This window comes from Haloplanus salinarum (assembly GCF_024498175.1).
Lineage (GTDB): Archaea > Halobacteriota > Halobacteria > Halobacteriales > Haloferacaceae > Haloplanus > Haloplanus salinarum.
Genome location: NZ_CP101823.1, coordinates 1,871,299 through 1,891,073 on the forward strand (window position 1 = coordinate 1,871,299; position 19,775 = coordinate 1,891,073).

Consider the following 19,775-nt stretch of genomic DNA (forward strand, 5'->3'; position numbering starts at 1 on the left):
GAGCAGAAGACGGCTGTCGACGGTGGATTCGTCGCGAAAAGATCGCGTTTCGTGTCCGTTTTCCTACTCTTCCGCGTCCGAGTCGCGGTCGATATCCTGATAGACGCGTGCCATATCGTCCATCTCGGCGAACCGTTCGAGTTTGTCGTCGAGTTCGGTCCGCAGTTCCTCGATGTCGTCGAGGAGTTGCTGGTACTTCTCGGAGTCGTCGAGCGTCGACGCGGGCGACTCGGATTCGAGCAGTGCTTTCTTGGAGGCGAGCGAGAAGAGTCGACGGACCCCTTCGTCGTACGCGTCGCGGGCGAGCAGGTTCGCCACCGTCCCCGTGAGATCCTCCCGGGAGACGGGTTTGACGAGGTAGTCGTCGAATCCCATGTCGATCACGTCGACGTCGGGTTCGACGGCCGTCACCATGGCGACTCGGCAATCGAGGTCCCGGTCACGGATGGCGTCGAGCACTTCGTCGCCCGAGAAGTCGGGCATCCGTCGGTCCAAGAGGACGACGCGCACCTCGTCGTCGAGTTCGTCGAGTGCCGTGCGACCGTCGTTGACCGAACGCACGCAGTAGGACTCGCCGAGCCACGTGGCGTAGAGTTCGGCCAAGTCGCGTTCGTCCTCGACGACGAGAACGAGGGGGGAATCGTCGGTCATATCTGCTCCCGGAGGGGAGTGCGGCCACTCACGGATGTCCATGTATCGCCGGAGCATATCAAAATACCCCTTGCGGAACCGACTGTCGTCGAAGATCGACGGACCCCGCCGGCGGGTCGACTACTCCTGGGGGCTGTAGTTCGGTGCCTCGTCGGTGATCATGACGTCGTGAGGGTGTCCCTCCGTCTGGCCGGCCGAGGAGACGCGGACGAACCGCGAACGTTCCTTGAACTCGGGGATGGATGCCGCGCCGACGTATCCCATCCCGGATTTCATGCCGCCGACGAGCTGGTGGAGCTCCGAGGCGAGCGTCCCCTTGTAGGGGGTGGCTGCCTCGACGCCCTCGGGGACGAACCCCTCGTCGTCGTCCTCCTCTTTCAGGTAGCGGTCGCCGCCACCCGAACGCATCGCGCCGACCGACCCCATGCCGCGGTACTGCTTGTACTTCTTGCCGTTCATGGTGATGACCCGACCGGGTGCCTCCTTGGTGCCGGCGAAGTAGGAGCCGAGCATGACCGCGTCGGCGCCGGCGGCGACGGCCTTGATCGCATCGCCCGAGTAGCGGATGCCCCCGTCGGCGATGACCGGCACGTCGTGGCGGCTGGCCACGTCGGCGACTTCGGCGACGGCGGTGATCTGGGGCATCCCCGCGCCCGTCACGACCCGCGTCGTACAGATGGAGCCGGGGCCGATGCCGACCTTCACGCCGTCCGCGAAGTCGACGACGGCCTCGGCCGCCTCCCGGGTGCCGACGTTGCCGACCACTACGTCGGCGTCGACCGTCTCGCTGATCTCGTGGGCGCTCTCGATCACGTTCCGGTTGTGGGCGTGCGCACAGTCGATGAAGAGCACGTCCGCGCCGGCGTCGTCGGCTGCGGTCGCCCGGTCGTCCTCGAAGGGACCGACGGCGACGCCGATCCGGAGGGCCCCGTCGTCGGCGCGGGCGGCGTTCTCGTGTTCGCGACGCTGGAGGATGCCCTGCATCGTGACGAGACCGGCGAGGCGGTCGTCGCCGTCGACGATTGGGACCCGCTCGATCTTGTGGTCGTACATGAGTTCGAGCGCCTCCCGGGCGGTCACGTCCTCGCCGGCGGTGATGACCTCGTCGGTCATCGCCTTGCGCACCTCGTCGGACTCGCCGACCTCCAGATAGGGGCGGATGTCCGTCCCGGAGATGATACCGAGCACCTCGTCGTCGTCGTCGACGACAGGCGCGCCGCTGACGCCCTCGTGTTCCATCATCTCGTCGACCTCGCGGACGGTCTGCTCGGGGCGGGCCGTGACCACGTTGTCGCGGCGAATCACCAGTTCGTCGGCGCGTTTGACCCGCTCGACCTCCACGACCATCTCCTCGACGGTCATGTTTCGGTGGAGGACGCCCAGGCCACCGTTGCGGGCCATCGCGATCGCGAGGTCGCTCTCGGTCACCGTGTCCATCGCCGCCGAGAGGACCGGGATGTTGAGATCCACGTTCGTCGACACGCGGGTCGAGACGTCGGCCTCGTCGGGTTCGACGTGGCTCTCCATCGGTCGCAGGAGGACATCGTCGAACGTCAGCGCCTCCGGTACCTGCAGTTTCGTCGAGAAGGGGTCCGAATCGGGAACGTCGTTCGCCATGTAATCCGTCGTCTCGCCGCCGGGAAAAACGTTGCGAGACGGCGTGTGCGCCTGTGTCGCCGTCGCACGCTCACTCGTACCGGAGCGCGTCGATAGGGTCGACGCGGGCCGCCCGCCAGGCCGGATACAGCCCCGCGAGGACGCCGACGGCGACGCCGACGCCCACCGCGGCGGCCATCCACCCCGGCGCGAGCGTGAAGCCGACCTCGGCGTACCGGGTCGCGGCGTAGCCGACGGCGACGCCGACCGGTAGCGCGAGAATCGCCCCGACGACGCCGAGCAGTCCCGACTCGACGAGAAAGAGGACGAGCACGTCCCGGTTCCGCGCGCCCACCGCCTTCATCACGCCGATCTCCCGGGTCCGCTCCGTGACGCTCACCAGCATGATGTTGGCGATGCCGATGGCGCCGACGACCAGGCCGATCACCGCGACGCCGGTCACGAACCGCGTGATCCGGTCGATGACCGACGAGATGCGGGCCGCGAAGTCGCCGCTCGTCCGTGCCGTCGGCTCCGTTCCCGCCGGCACCAGTCGCCGTGCGTCCGACTCCTCGCGAAGATACGTCGACACCGCCGCCTGCGTCGCCTCGGTTCGCGTCGGATCGGTCACAACCGTCACCTGCGGGTAGGCCCGCTGGCGGACCCCGACGCTCGGGCTCTCCACGACCGTGCGGTAGAACGGATCGACCGGGACGTACACCCGCGAGCCCTCCGCGAAGTCGCTCACCGGCAGTCCGCCCTCGGTCCCGTTGACGATCCCTACGACCCGCAGTTCGTGGGTCCGGTTCCCCGCAAGCGACAGCGTGAGGCGATCACCCACGCTGACGTTTCCCGCGAAGGTCCGCGCCGCCCGCTCGTTCAGGACCACCTCCTCGGTTCCCGAGCGGAACCCCCGACCGGCGACGATCCGCCCCTCGTCGAAGGTCTCCGGCGTCGTCGCCGTCACCCGCTGGCGGGCCACGGTGTCGCCGTCGTGGGTGAGCGAGTTGGCGTCGACGGTGCCCCGCGGGATGGCGGCGGTCACCCCCTCCATCGACGCCAGCGCCCCCACGTCGCGTTCGGTGAACGCCGGCTGGACCACACGATCGAAGCCGCCGTCCTCGTCGTCGGTCGGCGTCGCGAAGACGTAGACGTTACTCGCGCTCGACCCCTCGATTTCGCCGACGATCTCCGCCTCGACGCTCGCGCCGAACGTGGCGAAGACGACGACCGACGCGATGCCGATGACGAGCCCGAGGACCGTGAGCGCCGACCGGAGTCGGTGGCTCCGAATCGATCGGGAGGCGATCCTGACGGCCTCCGTCGACTTCATCGGCCACCCTCGTCGAGGTCCTCGATCCGTTCGAGTTCGCCGTCCCTGACGTGGACGATCCGCTCGGCTCGCTCCGCGACGTGTCGCTCGTGGGTCACCAGGAGGACGGTGTTCCCGGCGGCGTGGAGCCGATCGAAGACGTCGAGCACGCGGCTTCCGGTCTCGGTGTCGACGTTGCCGGTCGGCTCGTCGGCCAGGACGAGCGCCGGGTTCGCGACGAGCGCGCGGGCGATGGCGACGCGCTGGCGCTGGCCCCCGGACAGTTCGGTCGGGTGGTGGTCGGTCCGGTCCCCGAGCCCCACCTCGGCGAGCAGTTCGCGGGCGCGCTCCCGCCGCTCCGCCCGCGGGACGCCCGCGAAGACGAGCGGCAGGCCGACGTTCTCGACGGCCGTCAGCCGGGCCAAGAGGTTGAACGTCTGGAAGACGAATCCGATCTCCGTCCCGCGGAGTTCGGCACGCGCCCGCTCGCTCGCCGCGGACACCTCCTCGCCGGCGACGACGACCCGGCCCGCGGTCGGCGTATCGAGCGCCCCGATCAGGTTCAACAGCGTCGACTTCCCGGAGCCGCTCGGCCCCATCACGGCCGTGTACGACCCCGCCGGGAGCGACAGCGAGACGCCGGCCAGCGCCTCGACGGTCCCGCCCAGGTCGTAGGTCTTGTCGACGTCGGTGAGCGTCACCACGTCGGCAGCGGTCGCCGTGGCGTCCGAAGCGGCGGTCATCGCCCCCGTTTCGGACGGGACGCTAATGAGTCGTGTGCCCCGCCACCCCCGATTCGCGACGTGTACCCGTCACCGCCGATTCGGCGGCCGACCGGATCCTCTTTGCACCGCGGCCCGTAGCGGCGACACATGACGTTCGTTGTGCCGTTCGACGGGTCGGAGCTGGCGGCGGCGGCGCTGGTTCGGGCCGTGGAGTTCGGCGACGTCCTGGACGAGCGGGTGGTGAGCGTGAGCGTGATCCCCGACGGAAACGCCGCCTACGCGCGGGAGCGGGGGTGGCTCGAAGCCGACGAGCCGTTCGACCGCGAGGCCGTGGTCGCGACGCTCCACGAGGACGTGGCGGCCCTCGCTCCGAACGCGGAGTTCCGGTACGAGACGGTGGGGCGGCGAGCGACCCCGGGGACCATCTCGAAGCGACTCCGGGAGATCGCCCGGAAGGAGGACGCCTCGATGGTGTTCGTCGGCAGCGAGAACGCCGGCCACCTGGTGTCGTCGCTGAGCAGCGTCGGCGGGACCGTCGCGGCCGACGACGCCTACGACGTCGTCATCGTCCGCCACCGGGCCCCGTCGAGGATAAAACGGGTTGCCGAGACGTCGCCACACCGGGCGGAGAAGTCCGACTTCTACCGGTGAGATCCGTCGCCGTCGCGGAGTCACACGCGCGCCGGACGGTCGTCTGACGGAACTATTTGTAACCCTCTCCCGTGGCGACTAACGCATGAACGAGGGAGACGGACTCGCGGAGATGGAGACGGTCACCGTCGAACTGGAGGAGGAGACGGTCGACGCCGTCGACGACATCGCCTTCGAGGACCACCGCGACAATCGGGCGGCGGCGATTCGAACCCTCCTCGACGAGTGGCTGAAAGACCGCGACGGGGACGAGCAGCGCGAGTGAGAACGGGGAGCGGGGACGGCCGCCGACCGCGACGCCGTCACTCCTCCTCGGGTTCGGTTTCGACGACTTCGATCACCGACAGCGGCACGTCACGGAGCGCGCCCCCGACCTCGCTTTTCGCGATGCGGGTGGCGTGGTTCTCGCCGTCGGCGTTGAACACCTCGATTTCGAGCAGGAGGCCGACCAGCGCGGTGTCGGCGGCGATGAAGGCGGAGTCGAACGGCTCGCCGCAGGCCGGGCAGGGCGTGACCCCCACCTCGACTTCGACGTACTCCTTGTCCTGTTCGTTCAGCCGCTTTCCCGCCTCGCTGACGGCGACGCCGATGGCGTCGTCTACGTTGTCGACGTCCCGGACCAGCCACGCCGCTTCCATGGCGACGAGATAGTTGCTCATACGTCCGACACGCCGTGGAGTCCCTCGTGTCTTGTGGTTCGTGCCCGGCGGCTCGCCTCCCCGACACACGCGTCCGAACCCCGACGGTAGAACCCGGAGTACGAAGTTTAATACCCCGTTAGCTACCATCCTCGTACCGGACGATCGATGAGTGAATCGAGGGGGACGGCGCCGCCGAAGCGGGACGACAGCGAAGTACAGGGATCGACGGAGCCGACCGAACAGGAGGTGTTCGACATTCTGTCGAACCGCCGGCGGCGATACGCGCTGTACGCACTCCTGCGCGACGAGACGACGACCATCGGCTCCCTGGCGGATCAGATCGCCGCCTGGGAGAACGACTGTGCAGTCGCCGACGTGACCCCCGCGGAGCGAAAGCGCGTCTACACCGCCCTCCAGCAGTCCCACCTCCCGAAGCTGGAGCGGACGGGGCTGATCAGTTTCGATCCCGACAGCGGCCGCGTCAACCCCACCGACGCCGCCGCGGAACTGGACTTCTACCTCGAAGTCGTCGGCGAGGAACAGCTCTCCTGGGACCAGTACTACCTCGGGCTCGCCGCCGTCTCGGCGGCCGTCGTCGCCGCCGTCTGGCTCGATCTCCCGCCGTTCGGCGCCGTCTCGCCGCTGGTCTGGCTGACGGCTGTCGTCGGCCTGTTCGGCGCCTCCGCCGCCGTCCACAACTACCGTTCGACCGGCCTGAGCGACGCCGCCGAACCCCCCGAAGTGCGGCGTCAGGACTGACGCCCGGCGACGAGGCTCCCGGCGAGCAGAAGTGCCGCCGGCGTCGCGTACCACGGCACGGCGACCAGCGGGCCCGCCGTCCCGATGCCGACGTCGAGCGGCGACACCAGAGCGCTACGGGGTCGACGCGGAAAAGCGTACCACGGGCGCGTGGGACACACACAACGGCTACGAGCGGCGCGCGTCGCGGAGGTCGTCGGCCGCGAGGCGGACGGTGTAGCCGGCGACTGCCAGGGCCTCCTCCCAGTCCTCCCCGGTCGCGCGCGTGTCGAGGGTGTCGAGGCCGTCCTCGAGGCACTCGGCCGTTTCGGCGCGCAGCTCCCGGAACAGGCGTTCTGCCTCGGCGTCGCGTCCCTCGAAGAAGTCGATCAGGCGGCCGTGCGTCCGGAGGCTGACGAGCGTCCGGCCGACCATTCCGCCGGCGACGCGGTGGATCGGCTCCTCGCGGCCGCGGAGGTAGGCGTGCATCGGGCCCGCGCCGTCGGCCCCGTCCCCGTCGTCGAGGTCGGCGACCGCACGGACCCGACGGAGGTGGTCGGCCTCCTGGGCGACGACGGCGGCGTAGGTCTCGCGGAGCGTCTCGTCGGCGGCTTTCTCGACCCACTCCCGGAACGTCTCGCGGGCGGCGTCCTCGCTGTCGGCGGCGGCACACAACAGCGCCGCAGGGTCGGGCTCGCCGTCCGAGAGCGCGACGAGCAGGTCGCGGGAGCCGAGCAGATCGAGCGCCGCGGCGTACTCGGCCTCGATTTCGGCACGGAGGTCGGCGGCGTTCATCGATCAGTCGTCGGCGGCGGCCGCGCCGGTCGCCGTGTCCTCGATGCTCGGGGGATACTTTCCCCGGTCGAGCACCAGGTCGCTCTGCGGGCGGGCCATACAGGTCAGCGCGTACGACTCCGCCTCCGCCTCGGTGAGCGCGCGGGCGGCCGGCTGGGTCACCTCACCCTCGACGATTTCGGCGGAGCAGGCCATACACATGCCGACGCGACAGGAGTACTCCTGGGCGATGCCGGCGTCGAGGCACGCCTGCAGGATGGTCCGCTTATCGGACATCTGAATCGTCTCGCCGGTGCCGACGAACTCGACGGTGTATTCGGCCATGCGTCGGTCTACACCGGACCCATGCAAAACTCTTTATAGAAATTCGAGGAGAATACCCGCGCCTTTAGGCGCGGGGTGAATCCGACAACTCTTCCACAACCCACCGTCGATGACAGGGCCGGATATTCAACCATTCTCAAACCGAACCTTTACAAGAGAATCGAGTATAAGTGGTTATACAGACGTTCAGAATGCTAGAAGTCCACCGCACCTACCGAGCGAAAATCCTCAACCACGGTCAGGTAGAGGAACCGCTCGACCGGCACGGGTGGTCGGCCAGCAAACTCTGGAACGTTGCAAACTACCACTCCCGCAAAGTGTGGGAGAAAACGGGCGAAATTCCCGACCACGGCGACCTCAAAAGCGAGTTGAAAGGTCACTCAAAATACAAGGGATTGCACTCGCAATCCAGTCAGCGCGTTCTGGAGGAACTCGCTGAAGCCTTCAACTCGTGGTATGGCAAGAGGAAGTCCGACAGTCGAGCGAATCCGCCCGACTACCGGAAGAAAACCTACTACGACTCAGAAGGCCATCGCGTCCACGAAGAACACCCTCGGTCAACGGTGACGTGGAAGCAAAACGGCATCAAACACGACTCGAAAAACAATCGTGTTCGTCTGTCCAAAGGCGCGAATCACAAGGAACACCCCAAGGCGTGGGAATACATCCTTGTCGAATACGAGACACGCCCCGGTGTCACCGTCGAAAACCTACAACAAGTCCGTGCCGTCTACGACAAGGCGAAAGGACGCTGGGAACTGCACTTCGTCTGCAAAGACGAAATCGAGACGCCCAACGCACCCGGCAACGAAACAGCGGGTGTTGACCTCGGCATCTGTAACTTCGCGGCGGTCGCGTACAGTACGGAGGAAGCCGACCTGTACCCCGGCAATCGCCTGAAACAGGACGGGTACTACTTCCCAAAGGAAATCGCCAAGTGCGACGATTCGGGGGGCGAACGGGCCACTCGTCTCCACGCGAAGTGGGCGGAGCGCCGAAGCCACTTCTTCCACTCCTTAGCGAAGCACATCGTAGAACGGTGTGTCGAGCAGGAAGTTGGCCGCATCAACGTTGGGAAACTCGCTGGTGTTCGTGAGGATGAGAACGGCGAGTCGAAGAACTGGGGTCGGCACGGCAACCTCGACCTACACGGGTGGGCGTTCGACCGGTTCTCGAACATCCTCGAATACAAGACGAAAGTCGAGGGAATCGAAGTCGTAGAGGTCTCAGAGCGCGACACGAGCAAGACGTGTTGCGTCTGCGGGAGAGAAGACGATAGCCAGCGTATCGAACGCGGCCTGTACGTGTGTGAAGAGTGTGATGCGGCGTTCAACGCCGACGTGAACGGGGCGGAGAACATCCGTCTCGACATCAATCAAAGTAACTCCGAGTCCGCACCCGTTTTGTGTGGGGATAGGAGTACCGGCTGGTTGGCACAGCCCGGAGTCTACCTTCATGACTTGTCCAGCGGATTTCAACCGCAGGAACAAGTGGTAGACTGCAAACCGTAATATCCCAATCCAGCGGCACGGTGCCGTGGGATTCCTCCGCCTTCAGGCGGAGGAGGATGTCAACCAGTCGGACGGCGCGGGGGACGGCGGCGCCGGGCCCACGAGTTCGACACGCGCCGTTCGTCCGTGAGTGGCACTCACAAAGCCGGTAGCCGCCGTGTACGACTCACGTCTGACACAAGATATATGTCTGTTCGGTGCGCTCGTCTCTAACGAGACGCAGGGGTTCGGGGGCAGTTGGTAGGGGTACTTTCGGTCCCCGGAAGCCTGCGGGTGGTCTTTTATTGGATCGACCGACCAGTCAACCGACCATTATGTCGACACGGACGGATAGCCGGGCGACTTCCGCCGAGAAGTAGTCGGCCGACGGGTCCGTTACTCGCCCCAGTCCTCTTCGAGTTCCGGGGCGGCGTCCAGTTCGACGGGGTCGAGACCGACGACTTCGAGTTCGGCGCCGCAGGTCCCACAGTCGACGATCTCTCCGACTTCCAGATCCTCGTGCAGGGTCACGTCGGCCCCGCATTCGACGCACTCGGGCATAGTTCGGCCGAGGATTGGTCGTGGGGGGACTTGAAGGATGCCTTTCGCGGCCGCTACTCCTCGCCAGCGAGGGGTTCGCCCTGTCGGTCGATCCGGGTCGCCGGCAGTCCCGCCCGGTCGGCGTGTTCCCGGACCGCGTCCTCGCTTTCGGCCTGGTAGTGACAGAACGTTCCCGTCACCGCGCCGTCGTCGTTCGTCAGCACCTCGGAGTCGACCCACTTGATGTCCACGCCCTCGGAACGAAGTTCCTCCAGCACCTCGCCCGACTTCTCGGCGGCGCCGTGGAGGTCGTCGCGGCTGATCGGTTCGTCCAGTTCGCGGAGGATCAGATAGTCGTTCACGTTCGATGGGGGATGTCCGGGACAATATAAAACTACCCCCGGACGAAGGCCACAGCTTGAAGCGGTGGCACCCGTTTGTCGTACAACGATGTCGTATTCCACTGCCGGCGTGTTGCCGGTCGAGGAGCTGGCCCCGGGGACGTCCCTGCTGGTCTCGGGGCCGCCGCTGACGCGCAAGCGGGAACTCATGATCCGCCTGCTCGGCGGCGAGCCGGACGAGGACGTGGCGATGGTGACGACGAAGATGGGCGCCGGCAACCTCCTCGAACTGTTCCACGAGTGGAACGGCCGGCGGCCGTCCGGCCGGCTCCACGTCGTCGACTGCGTGACCAGGGAGCGGGGCCTCGGCACCGTTCGCGAGACGGACACCACGTCCTACGTCTCGTCGCCGCGCGACATGACCGGGCTGAGCATCGAACTCTCCGGACTGTTCAAGCGGATCCACGCCACCGACCGACCGATACGGTTCGGTCTCCACTCGCTGTCGACGTTCCTGATGTACCACGACCTCCAGCGCGTCTACCGGATGCTCCACGTCCTGTCCGGACAGATCGAGAGCATCGGCGGGATCGGCGTGTTCGTCGTCGACTCCCCGACCGAGCGGGAGCGCGACATCCTCAGTCAACTGATCGACGGCATCGTCGAGACGCGGGAGAGCGAGGGCGGCTGTGAACTCCGCTTGCGGGGACTGGGCGGCCGCGGGGCCGGCTGGCGGACCTACTGATCGGTCTCGCCCGCCGACAGCGCGTCGATGCCCACGTCGGCGAGGGTGTCGAGCGAGGGCGCCGCATCGCGGTCGAACGTCACGGCGACGCCGGCGAACTCCTCGCGCGGAAAATGCACCATGATCGCGTTGTCGAACCGGCGGATGACCACGTTCATCTCGCCGTAGAGGCGGAACTGATCCTGGTTGGGCTGGTCGCCGAGCCCCTCGATGACCAACTGTTTGACCTTCGCGTCGAACTCCTCGGGGGAGTACGTCTCCACCACGTCGTCGCGGGCGAAGACGACCTCGTGTTCGTCGCCTTCGTACCAGAGGGCGACCCGGAGACAGTCCGGAGCGATCCCCTGATAGCGCTCGACGAGCGCGTCGACGGCGTCTTCCATGCCCGAGGCGACGGTGGGTCGGAACTAATACCTTTGTACCGGGCCAGGATCGGCCGCCGGCACCGTCCCGTCCACGGTTCGACGCCGATATCCGGCGGGAGCGACACACCGGATCCCGCTGCCGTCACCGGATTCCGGGGACCCTGCCAAAGTTTTAAATAACAGGTTCGCCACGACACTTATAATGGAACGTCCGAGCCGCCAACGTCAGCGGAGCCAGGAGACGGAACAGGAAGCGGACGAGTCCGTCGACTGTCCCGAGTGTGGGTCCGACAACATCGTCACGGACGCCGATCAGGGCGAACTCGTCTGTGAGGACTGTGGGCTCGTCATCGACGACCGGCAGATCGACCGTGGCCCGGAGTGGCGGGCGTTCAACCACTCGGAGCGACAGAGCAAGTCCCGGGTCGGGGCGCCGATCACCGAGACGATGCACGACCGGGGTCTGACGACGACCATCGACTGGAAGGACAAGGACGCCTACGGACGTTCCCTCTCCTCGGAGAAACGATCCCAGATGCACCGGCTGCGGAAGTGGCAGGAGCGCATCCGGACGAAGGACGCGGGCGAGCGCAATCTGCAGTTCGCGCTGAGCGAGATCGACCGGATGGCCTCGGCGCTGGGCGTTCCCCGCTCGGTACGCGAGGTGGCCTCGGTGATCTATCGACGCGCGCTCAACGAGGACCTCATCCGCGGGCGTTCGATCGAGGGCGTCGCCACCGCCGCCCTCTATGCCGCCTGTCGACAGGAAGGCATCCCCCGATCGCTCGACGAGGTGGCCGAGGTGTCCCGCGTTCCCCAGAAGGAGATCGGGCGGACCTACCGCTACATCTCCCAGGAACTCGGCCTGGAGCTCAAGCCGGTCGATCCCAAGCAGTTCGTCCCCCGCTTTGCCTCCGCGCTCGAACTCAGCGAGGAGGTCCAGGCCAAGGCGACCGAGATCATCGACGTCTCGGCCGAACAGGGCCTGCTGTCGGGCAAGTCGCCGACCGGCTTCGCCGCCGCGGCCATCTACGCCGCCTCCCTACTCTGTAACGAGAAGAAGACCCAGCGCGAAGTCGCCGACGTCGCCCAGGTCACCGAGGTCACCATCCGCAACCGCTACCAGGAACAGATCGAAGCGATGGGCTTCCGCTAGCGGACGAACACCACGACTTCCCGGTTCCAGAGCGACAGCCGGTAGGTGCGCGCCTCGTATCCGTCGAGCCGCGGCGCGAGCGTCGACCGCTGGCTCGCGTCGGCGACGACCACCGGCGGCGTCTCCGTCGCCTCCAGACCCCGCAGGTCGCGGACGCCGTCCGTCTCGGCGCCCATCCGTTCGAGATACCACGGCAGGGGGAGGCGGTTGCCCCAGGTGTCGCTCACCGGCGGGCGCTCGGCCGCGGCGCCGTCGGGGCCGGCGGGGACGAACGTCGATCCGTAGAACAGCACGTCGGTCCCGCGGTTGCCCTCGATGGCGGCCGACACGTCGGCGACGAAGGGGTCGAGGTCGTCGGCCGGCTGGGCGTGGTGGACGAGGGGGTTCTCGGTCGTCGTCGGGCCGTACGCCGTGCCCGCGACGGCGACGCCGACCTGGCCGACGAGCGCGAGGCCGAGGAGGCCGGCGACGGCGACGGCCGTCGCGTCCGACCGATCGAGGGCGCGCGTGCCGTACCGGACGAGCAGGCCGACCGCCGCCGCCGCGGGCACCAGCGCCGGCGCGACGGTGTGGACGGTCAGCCACGCCGCGCTCTCCTCGGTGACGACCGGGAAGACGAGCAGCGACGCGCCCGCCCAGTAGGCGTGGAAGGCGACGATCGGACGCGACGGGCCGCGGCCGTAGCGGTCGGCGAGAAAGCCCACCACGGCGAGCGCGAGGACGACGCCCGAGGCCGCCAGCAGCGTCTCCGCGTGCGCGCTCAGGTAGGGGAGCAGTTCGTGTTCGCCGCCCTGCCGCCGGCCGACGATGCGCACCCCGTAGAACGTCCGGGCCGCGCCGAGGACGGCCGCCTCGACGGTCGCCGGCGACGGCCGGATCGACCCGCCCACCCGCGGCGCGTAGAAGAACACGTGGACGACGAGGAAGACGGCGAGGGCGCCGAGCGCCGAGCGGGTGGAGCCGCGGAGTCGCTCGGCCGCGCGTGTGACGTGGTCGCGGGCGGACGGCCCCTCACCGACGAGGCGCCGCTGGTCGACGGTGAGCGCCGCCGCGGCCAGCCAGCAGAGCACGTAGCCGACGACGAAGCCCGAGGACGCGACGGCGAGGGCGAGGGCCGCGGCGCCGAGATAGCGGTAGCGCGGCCCGGCCCCGTCGAGGACGCGGATCGCACACCCGACGACGACGAGCGAGAAGACCGCGAGCGGCACGTCGCCGCGGAGGAACCGCCCGTAGTAGAGCAGGACCGGACTGGCGGCCAGGAGGGCGGCCAGCGCCACCGTCTCGGCGTCGCCGAGGCGGTACCGTGGCACCGTCCCGTCGTCGGGGCCGCGACGGACGAGGAGGGCGGCAAGCGGGGCGAGGCCGCCGACGACGGCGACGGCGGCGCGGGCGGTGGCGTCCGTGGCGCCGACCAGCGCGAAGACCGTCCGGTCGACGACATAGAGGAGGGGACCGCCCGCGATGGGGCGGTACTCGAACGCGCCGGAGTCGAGAAAGCGGAGGGACCAGTAGCCGACGCGGGCCTCGTCCCAGTGGAAGGGGCGGGCGCCGAGGCCGACGAAGCGGGCCGCCAGGGCGGCGACGGTGAGGACGACGACGGCGACGGCGACGCGGTCGATCCGGGGAGCGCCGTCGGACGGCTCGGCCGCTGACATACCGGTCCATCCGCCGGGGTGCCGGTGAACCTTTCGGAAGCCACCGACCGATACAAACCGGTGGCTCCCGGAGGGTCGGTATGGACCTGTTCGGGACGGCGGGCATCCGCGGTAGCGTTGAGACGGACGTGACGCCGGAACTCGCGGTGGCGGTCGGGCGGGCGGTCGGCCGCGAGGCCGACGAGGTGGTGGTCGGCCGCGACGGTCGGACGACGGGCCCCGGCCTCGCGGCCGCCGTCGAGGCGGGCGCCCTCTCCGGCGGGGCCGCAGTCCGGCGGGTCGGCGTCGTCCCCACCCCCGCGCTCGCCTTCGCCTCGCGGGGGCGACGGGGCGTGATGCTCACCGCCTCGCACAACCCGCCGGGTGACAACGGCATCAAGCTCTTCGTCGACGGCGTCGAGTACGACCGCGCGGCCGAACGGGACGTCGAGCGACGGGTCGAGGCCGACGAGGGACCGGTCCCGTGGGACGGGTGGGGGGACCGTCGGACGTCGTCACCCCTCCCGGACTACTGCGCGGCGGTCGCGGAGTACGCCCGGGCGTTCGGCGCACCGCTCGACGGCCTGCGGGTCGTCGTCGACTGCGGGAACGGGATGGGTGCACGGGCCACGCCGGCGGTCCTCCGGAAACTCGGCGCGAGCGTCGTCTCCCTGCACGCGAACGTCGACGGCCACTTCCCGGGCCGGGGGAGCAAGCCGACGCCGGACTCGCTCGCGGACCTCCGGGGGTTCGTCGCCGACGACCCGGACGCCGCCCTCGGGATCGGACACGACGGCGACGCCGACCGGATCGTGATCGTCGACGGCGACGGCGAGGTGGTCCACGAGGACACCGTCCTCGCCGTGATCGCCGAGCGATACGTCCGGGCGAGCGACGCCGCCGACCCGGTGGTCGTGACGACGCCCAACGCCTCCGGCCGGATCGACGAACGGATCGCGGCGGCCGGTGGCCGCGTCGAACGCGTCGCGCTCGGATCGCTCCACGAAGGCGTCGCCGACGTCCGGGCGTCCGGGGAGACGGTCGCGTTCGCGGCCGAACCCTGGAAACATCTCCATCCGCGGTTCGGCGGGTGGATCGACGGCGTCGCCAGCGCGGCCGTGATCGCCCGGTTCGTCGCCGCCGAGGGGCTCCCGACCCTACGGGCGCCCGTGACCGAGCGCCCCTATCGGAAGGTGAGCGTTCCCTGCCCCGACGGAGCGAAGGCAGGGGCGATGGAGCGGCTGCGGACGGCGCTCCCCGAGGCGTTCCCAGAGGCGAGCGTCGATACCGACCACGGGGTGCGACTCGACCGTCCGGACGGGTCGTGGCTGCTGGTGCGCCCGAGCGGCACCGAGCCCTACGTCCGCCTGTACGCCGAGAGCGAGACGGTTGAGAACCTGGTGGCGGAGGCACGGGCGGTCGTCGAGTCGGCCGTCGAGCGGGCGTCGTAGGGGCCGTGCCGGACCCCGGACCGGGAGCGAAGAGTTTTCACACAGCGGCCGCGACACCTCACCAATGATCACCCACGAGTACGACGTCGTCGTCGTGGGGGCGGGCACCGCCGGCTGTTACGCCGCCGCCAGCCTCGCCCAGGACGGCCTCGACGTCGTCGTCGTCGAGCGGAAAGATGAGGCGGAAGCGGGTCACATCGCGTGCGGGGACGCCCTGAAGGGAGCCGACGCGTTCCCGGACGCCATCCCCAAATCGCGGATCGAGGCCTCCTTCACGAACACGGGGGTCGATCACGGCCGGTTCGAGATTCCGGACCACGATACGGTCCTCGACATCCCGGTCCCGGGCGAGTTGGCCGTCATCGACCGCCACGAGTTCGGGCGACGGATCATCGACGGCGCCGAATCCGCCGGCGCCGAGTTCCACTACGACACCGTCGTCCAGGACGTCCGGCAGGCCGGCGACCGGGTGATCGGCGTCCGGGGGATCAGGAAGGGCGATCCGGTCACCTACGCGGCGGACGTCACCGTCGACGCCGCCGGCGCCCTCTCGATCCTCCAGGACAAGGCCGACCTCGGGGGGACGACCTTCGACACCAACGTCTCCTACTCGCAGTTCTGCTCGGCCTACCGCGAGATCGTCGAGGTGCCGGAGCCTGTCGAGTGGGACGACGCCCTCGTGTTCAAGCCGACCCAACGCGCGGCGGGATACCTCTGGTATTTCCCGCGCACCAGCACGACGATCAACGCCGGGCTCGGCTTCCAGATGACAGAGGAGCCGATGAAGCTGGTCCGGGACCTCCGGGCGGATCTGGAGGCCCGCCCCGAGTTCGCGGGCGCCGAGGTGCGGGACAAACTCGGCGCGGCGCTGCCGACCCGACGGCCCTACGATTCGGCGGTCGCGCCGGGCTTCGTCGCCGTCGGGGACGCCGCCGGTCACGTCAACCCGACCACCGGCGGCGGCATCGCCGGCGCGGCCTACGCCGGCACCTACGCCGCCGAGGCCATCGTCGGCGCGCGCGACGACCCGACGGAGGCGGCGCTCTGGGAGTACAACGAGCGGGTCATGGACCACTTCGGCGGTCGCTACGCCGGCCTCGACGTCTACAACGTCCTCTCCACCGCTGTCGACGTCGACGACCTGATGGGACTCCTGGCTTCGCTCCCCGGCGAGAAGCTCGCCGAGGCGCTGTACTCGGGGTCGACGTCGATGGGGCTGGCGCTGAAGCTCAAGAGCGCGATCAGGAGCTTCGGCTACTGGGGGACGATCCTCGATTTCTACCGGACCAAACAGCTCGCCGAGGAGCTGATCGACCGCTACGACGCCTACCCGTCGGGTCCCGAGGGGCTGTCGGCCTGGCAGGCCGACCGCGACGCGGTCATGGACCGGGTCTACGAGACGACCGGCGCCGAGCCGAAGTACTAGCGGTCCGTCCGTCGGCGTTTCCTTCAGTCACGGTCGCTCCGCGCCGATCCGTTCGACCGCCCCCGACAGCACGTCGACCGCGATCCGGATCGTCTCCTCGTCCACGTCGAAGGCCGGGGTGTGGTGCCCGTCCGGGTGGTCGGTGCCGACACAGACATAAGAGGCGAGGCCGCCCCGCGCCTGGACTCGCTGCATCAGGTAGGTGGCGTCCTCGCTCCCGCCGAGCGTGTCGCGGTCGCGGATCGAGTCGACGCCCGCGGTGTCACCGGCCACGTCCGCGACCACCGCGGCGAGTTCGCCGTCGCTCTCGCCGCTCGGCGCCCGGCCCGCGTACTCGACCTCCACCTCGCAGTCGTGGGTCTCGGCGGCGGACCGGAGGACCCGCATCGCGTGGTCGTCCATGTACTCCATCAGGTCGGTCGTCTCGCCGCGCACCTCGCCCTCGATGAACGCCGCCTCGGGGACGATGTTCGAGGCGGTGCCGCCGCCGACGCGGCCGGCGTTGACGCGGGTAGCCCCGTCGTGGTGGCGGGGGATCGAGTAGAGGTTCTGGACCGCCGTCGCCATGGCCTGAACCGCGTTGCGGCCGCGCTCGGGGTGGCCGCCCGCGTGGGCCGAGGCGCCCGAGAACTCGGCGTCGAAGTGGCTCACCGCAAGGAAGCCGTCGATCCCCGCGACCACCTGGCCGGTGGGGTGATCGAGACCGACGTGGAGCGCGAGCAGGTAGTCCACGTCGTCGAGGTGGCCGCCCTGGGCCATCGGCTCGCCGCCGGAGACGGTCTCCTCGGCGGGCTGGAAGAATACCTTCAGCGTCCCCTCGAAGTCACCCGCCGCGATGGCGTCGACGACGCCGACGCCGACGGTCGCGTGGGCGTCGTGGCCGCAGGCGTGCATATATCCCTCGTTCTCGGAGCGAAAGCCCTCGCTCGCGGGGAGGTGATCGGCGTCCTCGGCCTCGGTGATCGGAAGGCCGTCGATGTCGACCCGGACCCCGACCGTCGGCCCCGGGCCGCGCCGGAGCACCGCGACGAGGCCGGTGTGGCCGCCGGCCAGTCGGTCGACCACGTCCGCGCGGGCCCCGGCGTCGACCGCCCGTTCGGCCCACGTCGCGAGTTCGGCCTCGTCGGGCACGCCTCGGCGGTCCTCGGAGAGTACCTCGGGGCCGACGTACAGTTCGTCGAGCGGGCGCGTCTCGAGTTCGTCGACGAGGCGGGCAGTCGTGTAGAACTCCCGCCACGCGGGTTCGGGGTGGCGATGGAGGTCACGGCGCAGGTCCAGTAGCGCTTCGTGATCCGGGCCGTCGAGGCTCATGTCGTGGCGATGGCCCGCAGGGGAGATAAGTTGTCGGCCGGAACCGGCGTGTTTAATCCGGGGGGTCGACGACCCTCGAACGGGATGAGCGAAACCGACCTCCCCGACGGTCCACCCGAGGAGTCACGCGTCGAATTCTACGGTGGCCGGGCGATGAGCGCCCTCCCGCTCGCGATATTCATCGTCTGGGCTATCGTCCAGAGCGGCCTACTTGGCATCGGCGACACCTCCGGTCTCGTCGTCGGCATGCTCGTCGGCCTCATCGTCGGCATGCTGTTCGTGAAGGGTAACTGGAAGAGTTACGCCGACGTCATCTTCGAGGGGATGACCCAGCGCGTGGCCGCGACGGCCGTCGTCGCCTGGCTCTGGGCCGGCATGTTCGCCGACACCATCCAGGCCGGCGGCTTCGTCGACGGCCTCGTGTGGGCGTCGAGCGCAGCCGACGTGGGCGCGGCGTTGTTCCCGGCGCTCACCTTCGTCTTCGCCGCCCTCCTGGCGACGGGTATCGGCACCGGATACGGCACGGCGGTGGCCTTTACCAGCCTCGTCTTTCCGGCCGGCGTGCTGCTCGGCGCCGATCCCGTCCTCCTGTTCGGCGCCATCCTCTCGGGTGCGGTCTTCGGCGACAACCTCGCGCCCGTCTCCGACACTACTATCGTGAGCGCGGTGACCCAGAACGCCGACATCGGCGGCGTCGTCGCCTCGCGGTTCAAGTACGCCATCGTCGCGGCGGTGCTCGCCCTGGCGAGTTACGTCGTCGCCGGACGGGCGATGGCGGGCGAACCGCTCGACGTGGCCGCGACCGCCGGCGCGGGTGCCGGCCCGCTCGGCCTCGTTCACCTACTCTCGATCCTGGTCGTCATCGGCACCGCCGTCCTGGGTCGACACATCATCGAGGCGGTCTCGTGGGGGCTGATCGTCTCGGTCGTCCTCAACCTGGCGCTCGGCCTCGCGCCCGCCTCGGCGATGCTCGTCTTCCGGTCGACGAGCGAGTCGGGGATCGCGGCGACGCTCGACACCCTGCCGGTCGTCGGGAGCGTGATCGAGATCGCACCCGACGCGTCGGCGACGGTCGGCGGCAGCCTCTACACCGGCGCGCTCGGCTTCTTCCCACTCATCGTCCTCGTCCTCCTCATCGTCGGCGCCGCGCAGGTGATGCGGGCCGGCGGCGGCTTCGCCGCCATCGAGGAGTGGCTGTTGGAGCACGTCGCGACGACGGTCCGGCGCGCCGAGACGACGATGGTCATCGGCACCGCCATCGTCAACGCCACCATCACGATCAACACGGCCGCGGAGATCGCCATCGCGCCGTTCATCCGCACGCTCGGTCAGCGGTTCAACATCAACGGGTACCGCCGGGCGAACATCCTCGACGCCAACACTTCGGCGCTCGGGTACATCTTCCCGTGGGGCGGCGGTGTGCTCGCCGGCTACGCCGCGATGATCCAGCTGCCCCAGCAGTTCGACTGGTTCACCGAGGCGATGCTCGCCAACCCCGCGGCGGTCTGGCCGTACGTCTTCCACGGCTGGTTCCTCGTCGCCGTCTTCCTCGTCGCGGCCTGGACCGGCTACGGACTCGAGTACGTCCCCGACCGACGGAGCGAGGAGGTGGCCCGCGTATGAACGTCGGCAAGTTCTTCGAGGGCTGGACGTTCCGGACGAACCGCCCGGCGTACGCGGCGGGCGACGAACTCACCGCCTACGTCACCGGCTACGCGAACGGGACGGCACGGGTTCGGATCGGCGATACGATCATCGCGCTCCCGGACGCGGAGCGCGGACTCGGCGACCGGCTGGTACGGCTCCGCATCACCGAGTTCGACGACGCCGAGAGCCGGGGAACGGGTGAACTCCTCGACGTCGTCGAGGGGGACGCGTAGCCG

Annotated in this window: 22 protein-coding genes; 10 read left to right on the forward strand and 12 right to left on the reverse strand. The window is 69.0% G+C overall.

Features of this window, described 5'->3' with window-relative positions; all coding sequences use genetic code 11:
* Nucleotides 1-63: 63 nt before the first annotated feature.
* From NO364_RS09680 to NO364_RS09695, 4 genes are all read right to left on the reverse strand, one after another.
* A complete protein-coding gene (locus NO364_RS09680; RefSeq protein WP_257627390.1) occupies nucleotides 64-651 on the reverse strand; it encodes a HalX domain-containing protein in 588 nt (195 codons plus the stop codon).
* Nucleotides 652-771: 120 nt separating this feature from the next.
* A complete protein-coding gene (gene guaB / locus NO364_RS09685) occupies nucleotides 772-2,268 on the reverse strand; it encodes an IMP dehydrogenase (protein ID WP_157690987.1) in 1,497 nt (498 codons plus the stop codon).
* 70 nt (nucleotides 2,269-2,338) lie between these two features.
* Nucleotides 2,339-3,580 (reverse strand): ABC transporter permease, encoded by a 1,242-nt coding sequence (locus NO364_RS09690; RefSeq protein WP_257627391.1) that lies wholly within the window; start codon nucleotides 3,578-3,580, stop codon nucleotides 2,339-2,341.
* Nucleotides 3,577-4,302 carry an ABC transporter ATP-binding protein gene (locus tag NO364_RS09695; RefSeq protein WP_257627392.1) on the reverse strand — a complete coding sequence of 242 codons (726 nt, stop codon included), beginning with the start codon at nucleotides 4,300-4,302 and terminating at the stop codon, nucleotides 3,577-3,579. The genes NO364_RS09690 and NO364_RS09695 overlap by 4 nt, the downstream gene beginning before the upstream one ends.
* Nucleotides 4,303-4,431: 129 nt before the next feature.
* Between NO364_RS09695 and NO364_RS09700 the strand changes: the two genes are divergently transcribed.
* Together NO364_RS09700 and NO364_RS09705 are read left to right on the forward strand one after the other, a co-directional pair.
* Nucleotides 4,432-4,935 (forward strand): universal stress protein, encoded by a 504-nt coding sequence (locus tag NO364_RS09700; RefSeq protein ID WP_257627393.1) that lies wholly within the window; start codon nucleotides 4,432-4,434, stop codon nucleotides 4,933-4,935.
* Nucleotides 4,936-5,020: 85 nt separating this feature from the next.
* The gene (locus NO364_RS09705; RefSeq protein ID WP_157690983.1) at nucleotides 5,021-5,200 is read left to right on the forward strand and encodes a ribbon-helix-helix protein, CopG family; all 180 of its coding nucleotides are present in this window, start codon (nucleotides 5,021-5,023) and stop codon (nucleotides 5,198-5,200) included.
* Between the two features lie 37 nt (nucleotides 5,201-5,237).
* On the opposite strand, the gene NO364_RS09710 is transcribed toward NO364_RS09705, so the two are convergent.
* On the reverse strand, nucleotides 5,238-5,594 hold the full coding sequence (locus NO364_RS09710) for a DUF555 domain-containing protein (protein WP_157690982.1): 357 nt from the start codon (nucleotides 5,592-5,594) through the stop codon (nucleotides 5,238-5,240).
* Between the two features lie 147 nt (nucleotides 5,595-5,741).
* On the opposite strand from NO364_RS09710, the gene NO364_RS09715 reads away from it, so the two are divergent.
* Nucleotides 5,742-6,335 (forward strand): DUF7344 domain-containing protein, encoded by a 594-nt coding sequence (locus tag NO364_RS09715; RefSeq protein ID WP_157690981.1) that lies wholly within the window; start codon nucleotides 5,742-5,744, stop codon nucleotides 6,333-6,335.
* A gap of 168 nt (nucleotides 6,336-6,503) precedes the next feature.
* Here the strand turns inward: NO364_RS09715 and NO364_RS09720 are convergent, their stop codons facing one another.
* Nucleotides 6,504-7,109: a rubrerythrin family protein gene (locus NO364_RS09720; RefSeq protein ID WP_257627394.1), complete on the reverse strand. Its 606-nt coding sequence runs from the start codon at nucleotides 7,107-7,109 to the stop codon at nucleotides 6,504-6,506.
* A 3-nt stretch (nucleotides 7,110-7,112) separates the two neighbouring features.
* Complete coding sequence (locus NO364_RS09725) at nucleotides 7,113-7,433, reverse strand: 2Fe-2S iron-sulfur cluster-binding protein (protein WP_157690979.1); 321 nt, start codon at nucleotides 7,431-7,433, stop codon at nucleotides 7,113-7,115.
* Nucleotides 7,434-7,624: 191 nt separating this feature from the next.
* Here NO364_RS09725 and NO364_RS09730 point away from each other — a divergent pair, with 191 nt between their 5' ends.
* Nucleotides 7,625-8,944 carry an RNA-guided endonuclease InsQ/TnpB family protein gene (locus tag NO364_RS09730; RefSeq protein WP_257629115.1) on the forward strand — a complete coding sequence of 440 codons (1,320 nt, stop codon included), beginning with the start codon at nucleotides 7,625-7,627 and terminating at the stop codon, nucleotides 8,942-8,944.
* Nucleotides 8,945-9,319: 375 nt separating this feature from the next.
* Here NO364_RS09730 and lysW read toward each other — a convergent pair whose 3' ends face one another.
* The gene (lysW, locus tag NO364_RS09735) at nucleotides 9,320-9,484 is read right to left on the reverse strand and encodes a lysine biosynthesis protein LysW (protein WP_157690977.1); all 165 of its coding nucleotides are present in this window, start codon (nucleotides 9,482-9,484) and stop codon (nucleotides 9,320-9,322) included.
* Between the two features lie 53 nt (nucleotides 9,485-9,537).
* Nucleotides 9,538-9,825 carry a DUF4242 domain-containing protein gene (locus NO364_RS09740; RefSeq protein ID WP_233255261.1) on the reverse strand — a complete coding sequence of 96 codons (288 nt, stop codon included), beginning with the start codon at nucleotides 9,823-9,825 and terminating at the stop codon, nucleotides 9,538-9,540.
* A gap of 88 nt (nucleotides 9,826-9,913) precedes the next feature.
* Between NO364_RS09740 and NO364_RS09745 the strand changes: the two genes are divergently transcribed.
* Nucleotides 9,914-10,549 carry a DUF7504 family protein gene (locus NO364_RS09745; protein WP_199243835.1) on the forward strand — a complete coding sequence of 212 codons (636 nt, stop codon included), beginning with the start codon at nucleotides 9,914-9,916 and terminating at the stop codon, nucleotides 10,547-10,549.
* Here NO364_RS09745 and NO364_RS09750 read toward each other — a convergent pair.
* Nucleotides 10,543-10,932, reverse strand: coding sequence for a DUF7522 family protein (locus NO364_RS09750; RefSeq protein ID WP_157690974.1), 390 nt, complete (start codon nucleotides 10,930-10,932; stop codon nucleotides 10,543-10,545). The genes NO364_RS09745 and NO364_RS09750 overlap by 7 nt on opposite strands.
* 184 nt (nucleotides 10,933-11,116) lie before the next feature.
* Between NO364_RS09750 and NO364_RS09755 the strand changes: the two genes are divergently transcribed.
* Complete coding sequence (locus NO364_RS09755; protein WP_157690973.1) at nucleotides 11,117-12,070, forward strand: transcription initiation factor IIB; 954 nt, start codon at nucleotides 11,117-11,119, stop codon at nucleotides 12,068-12,070.
* Here the strand turns inward: NO364_RS09755 and NO364_RS09760 are convergent.
* Entirely contained in the window at nucleotides 12,067-13,725 is a 1,659-nt protein-coding gene (locus NO364_RS09760; protein WP_257627395.1) for a flippase activity-associated protein Agl23, read from the reverse strand. The two genes, NO364_RS09755 and NO364_RS09760, sit on opposite strands and share 4 nt — an antisense overlap.
* An 80-nt stretch (nucleotides 13,726-13,805) precedes the next feature.
* Between NO364_RS09760 and NO364_RS09765 the strand changes: the two genes are divergently transcribed.
* Complete coding sequence (locus NO364_RS09765; protein ID WP_257627396.1) at nucleotides 13,806-15,155, forward strand: phosphohexomutase domain-containing protein; 1,350 nt, start codon at nucleotides 13,806-13,808, stop codon at nucleotides 15,153-15,155.
* Between the two features lie 64 nt (nucleotides 15,156-15,219).
* A complete protein-coding gene (locus tag NO364_RS09770) occupies nucleotides 15,220-16,581 on the forward strand; it encodes a geranylgeranyl reductase family protein (protein ID WP_257627397.1) in 1,362 nt (453 codons plus the stop codon).
* 27 nt (nucleotides 16,582-16,608) lie between these two features.
* On the opposite strand, the gene NO364_RS09775 is transcribed toward NO364_RS09770, so the two are convergent.
* On the reverse strand, nucleotides 16,609-17,892 hold the full coding sequence (locus tag NO364_RS09775) for an amidohydrolase (RefSeq protein WP_157690969.1): 1,284 nt from the start codon (nucleotides 17,890-17,892) through the stop codon (nucleotides 16,609-16,611).
* Between the two features lie 84 nt (nucleotides 17,893-17,976).
* On the opposite strand from NO364_RS09775, the gene NO364_RS09780 reads away from it, so the two are divergent.
* Entirely contained in the window at nucleotides 17,977-19,515 is a 1,539-nt protein-coding gene (locus NO364_RS09780) for a Na+/H+ antiporter NhaC family protein (RefSeq protein ID WP_257627398.1), read from the forward strand.
* Entirely contained in the window at nucleotides 19,512-19,772 is a 261-nt protein-coding gene (locus NO364_RS09785; RefSeq protein ID WP_157690967.1) for a DUF7513 family protein, read from the forward strand. The genes NO364_RS09780 and NO364_RS09785 overlap by 4 nt, the downstream gene beginning before the upstream one ends.
* Nucleotides 19,773-19,775 lie beyond the last annotated feature (3 nt).